The 3,681-nt window shown below is 62.8% G+C and carries 3 protein-coding genes and 1 pseudogene; 2 read left to right on the top strand and 2 right to left on the bottom strand.

The annotated features are described in order from the left end of the window. The coding region (locus tag IC66_RS0122645) for an ATP-binding cassette domain-containing protein (RefSeq protein ID WP_038949138.1) at positions 1-1,024 on the top strand (1,024 nt) is incomplete at its 5' end. Between the two features lie 31 nt (positions 1,025-1,055). Here IC66_RS0122645 and IC66_RS0122650 read toward each other — a convergent pair. Then, complete coding sequence (locus IC66_RS0122650; protein WP_038949139.1) at positions 1,056-2,057, bottom strand: toll/interleukin-1 receptor domain-containing protein; 1,002 nt, start codon at positions 2,055-2,057, stop codon at positions 1,056-1,058. Between the two features lie 117 nt (positions 2,058-2,174). Between IC66_RS0122650 and IC66_RS0122655 the strand changes: the two genes are divergently transcribed. Next, positions 2,175-2,813, top strand: coding sequence for an HAD family hydrolase (locus IC66_RS0122655; RefSeq protein WP_038949140.1), 639 nt, complete (start codon positions 2,175-2,177; stop codon positions 2,811-2,813). 81 nt (positions 2,814-2,894) lie between these two features. On the opposite strand, the pseudogene IC66_RS0122660 reads toward IC66_RS0122655, so the two are convergent. After that, positions 2,895-3,681, bottom strand: a pseudogene (locus IC66_RS0122660) (YVTN family beta-propeller repeat protein); the annotation flags it as partial.

Here is a 3,681-nt window from a genome sequence, read left to right on the forward strand (position 1 = left end):
GGTCAACGCGCGCGGCAACAATCTCAAGAACGTCACCGCCGAAATTCCGCTCGGCCTGTTCACCGCCGTCACCGGCGTGTCCGGCGGCGGCAAGTCGACGCTGCTGATCGACACGCTCTACAAGTCCATCGCCCGCAAGCTGAACAATGCCAGCGAGGGCGCGGCCCCGCACGACCGCATCGAGGGCCTCGAGCACATCGACAAGATCATCGACATCGACCAGTCGCCGATCGGCCGCACCCCGCGCTCCAACCCCGCGACCTATACCGGCGCCTTCACGCCGATCCGCGAATGGTTCGCCGGCCTGCCCGAATCCAAGGCGCGCGGCTACGAGCCCGGCCGCTTCTCCTTCAACGTCAAGGGCGGCCGCTGCGAGGCGTGCCAGGGCGACGGCGTCATCAAGATCGAGATGCACTTCCTGCCCGACGTCTACGTCACCTGCGACGTCTGCAAGGGCAAGCGCTACAACCGCGAGACGCTGGAAGTCCTGTTCAAGGGCAAGAGCATCGCCGACGTGCTCGACATGACCGTCGAGGAAGCCGCCGAATTCTTCAAGGCGGTGCCGCGCGTGCGCGAGACTTTTCAGACCCTGCACCGCGTCGGGCTCGATTACATCCACGTGGGCCAACAAGCGACGACCCTCTCGGGCGGTGAAGCCCAGCGCGTCAAGCTCGCCAAGGAGCTGTCGAAGCGCGCCACCGGCCGCACGCTCTACATCCTGGACGAGCCCACCACCGGCCTGCACTTCCACGACGTCAAGAAGCTCCTGGAAGTGCTGCACGAGCTCGTCGCGCAGGGCAACACGGTCGTCGTCATCGAGCACAATCTCGAAGTCATCAAGACCGCCGACTGGGTCATCGACCTCGGCCCCGAAGGCGGCGACGGCGGCGGCGAGATCGTCGCCTGGGGCCCGCCGGAGGACATCGCCAAGGCGCCGCGGAGCTACACGGGCAAGTTTCTGGAGCCGGTGCTGAAGAAGGCGAGGAAGCCGAAGCGGCGGAGCACGAGCGAGGCGGCGGAGTGAGGCGCATCGCCTAACCGTTATCTCGACCGCGCTAAGGCGGGCTTTTCGCTTTTCCGATGGCGGTCTTAACCACGTCGCCTAGCAGGCTCAAGATTTGAGGATCAATTTGAGCAGTATCCAGCGACGAGAATGTTGATGTTCTATCAATATTCCAATGCTGAAATACTTCCTTTAGCTCTACCCAGGTTGCCTTATCGCCATAGGCCTGCAAGTAGAACTTCCCAAACGCGATCGCATGAATGCGGTCCGAGCACTTTAATGCCTCGCTGACGTAAGACTTCCCCAGTGAGAACGCATACCTTGCGCATGCAGCTAAGAGACCAATGACGACAACGCCTTTTAAGGTTGCGACTGCCAAATCTGTCCATTCGGTCGGCCTGTTTGCGTCTCCGTGCGCCAATGCAAACGCGGCAAACGCAATGCCGCTTAGAAGGGAAATGAACCCCGCGACATACCAAATGATTCCCATGACGCGGTTTCTCGCCTCGGCATTGCTTTGAGACAGCACAGCATCATCAATGTAGGAAGCGGCATTGATCTCGATTCTCTTTGCGACTTCTGCCGCTCTTTCGTCCTTAGCGGCCTTCCGGCCGACGAACTGCGAAATTGAGACCGAGATATCGGAAACAATTTTATCGAGATCTCGATCGGCCGCCATGAGAACGAGTATGTCCTGGACGACAGATGGTATTGATATGTCATCAATCAGGACGGGGATCACGAGCATCCGGTCTGATTCAACGGCGTATGCCCTAGCCGCGCCGATCTCTTGCAATACCGACGGCGACCTTATCGAGGACTGCGATATCAGCACGACGAAGAGCTCCGCCCGCCTCAGTCCTTCAGATAGGCGTGTGCGCCAATCCTGCCCTGCGGTCAAAGACTCAACATCAACTGTGATTTCATTGCCAAGCGACTTAAGACGTTCGGCCAGCTGTAGCGCGAAGTTCGCATCAGACTTCGAATAAGACAGGAATATGCGAGCCACGACTTTAACAACCAATCTGAGCTGTAAACAGACCGCCTCCTGCACGTCGCAGAGGCCGAATCTTAGTACCAATAGCTACTCACTAGACCGCTTACAACCTTTCCTTGCAAGAGACCTGCATGCAGAAGTGAGACCAGCTTGGCCGACGTAGCCCTCGCCTCCATGCCCTACACCCTCGCCATCTTCGATCTCGACGGCACGCTGGCCGATAGCTTCCCGTGGTTCCTGCGCACCGTCAACGACATCGCCGACCGCTTCGGCTTTCGCCGCGTGCGGGATGAGGACGTCGAGGAGCTGCGGCATGCCTCGACGCGCGAGATCCTCAGCCGCCTTGAGGTACCCTTGTGGAAGCTACCGGCGATCGCGCGGCATGCGCGGCGGCTGAAGGGAGAGGCAGCTAGCGAGATCCCGCTGTTTGGAGGTGTCGAGACCATGCTGCGGACGCTGGCGGACAACGGCGTGCAGCTCGCGCTGGTGACATCGGACAGCGAGGCCAATGCGCGCGAAAAGCTTGGCGAGGCCGCCGCGCTGTTTTCGCATTTCGACTGCTCGGCATCGCTGTTCGGCAAGCCCGCGAAATTCCACCGCGTCATCCGCCGCGCCGGCGTGGCGCCAAACCAGGTCGTCGCTATCGGCGACGAGGTTCGTGACATCGAGGCAGCACGCGCGGTGGGCATTGCCTGCGGCGCGGTGTGCTGGGGCTATGCGGCCCCGGCGGCGCTGCGCGCGCACGGGCCGGATCACGTGTTCGAGCGGATGGACGAGATTGCGGACGTGTTGTGTAATCGTAGGGCGGATTAGCGCAGCGTAATCCGCCGACCGATCGTCGATGCAAGATGGCGGATTACGCTGCGCTAATCCGCTCTACACACCCTACACACCCTACTCCGTCTTGCGCAGGAACGCCCCGAACGCGCGCGGGCCGTCGCCGGTCCTGATCTCGCCGATCACCTTCAGATCAGTCGCGTCGATGATATCAAGCGTGTTGCTCTCCCAGCAGGCGACGATGACGCGCTTGCCGTCGGCGGTCGCAGCGATGCCTTCGGGATAGTCGCCGACATTGATGCGCTTGACCGGCTTCAGGCTCGCCAGATCGAACACGCTGACGGTGCCGCCCTACTGGTCGGTGACGAAGCCGCGGCCCAGCGTCAGCGCCACCGCATAGGGGCGCATGCCGACCGACACGCGGCCGATCTCGCGCCCTTCGGCGATGTCGATCACGGAGACGTCGTCGGAGCCGACATTGGCGGTGTAGGCGCGCTTGCCCTCGGCATCGATGGTGACACCGAATGGTCGGGTGCCGACCTTGATGGTCGCCTTGCGCTGGCGCGTCGCCATGTCCACGACCGAGACGCTGTCATCGTCGCGGTCGGCCGAGAGCAGCAGCCTGCCGTCCGGCGTCACCGCCAGGCCCGATGGCGAGGCGCCGACCGCGATGCTGGCCGTGACGCTGCGGCTCGCGGCGTCGATCACCCGCACCGCGGCTGCATACCAATCGGCGACATAGACGGTGCGGCCATCGGGCGCCACGGCAATGCCGAGCGGCCCGCCGCCGACCTCGATCCGCCCGACCACCTGCCGGGCTGCGGCGTCCACCACCGTCACCGCCTTGGCGTCCGGGCTCGTCACATAGGCAAAGCGGCCGTCCGCGCTGACGGCGACGCCGGCC

The organism is Bradyrhizobium genomosp. III (genome assembly GCF_000261705.1).
GTDB classification, from domain to species: domain Bacteria; phylum Pseudomonadota; class Alphaproteobacteria; order Rhizobiales; family Xanthobacteraceae; genus Bradyrhizobium; species Bradyrhizobium ottawaense.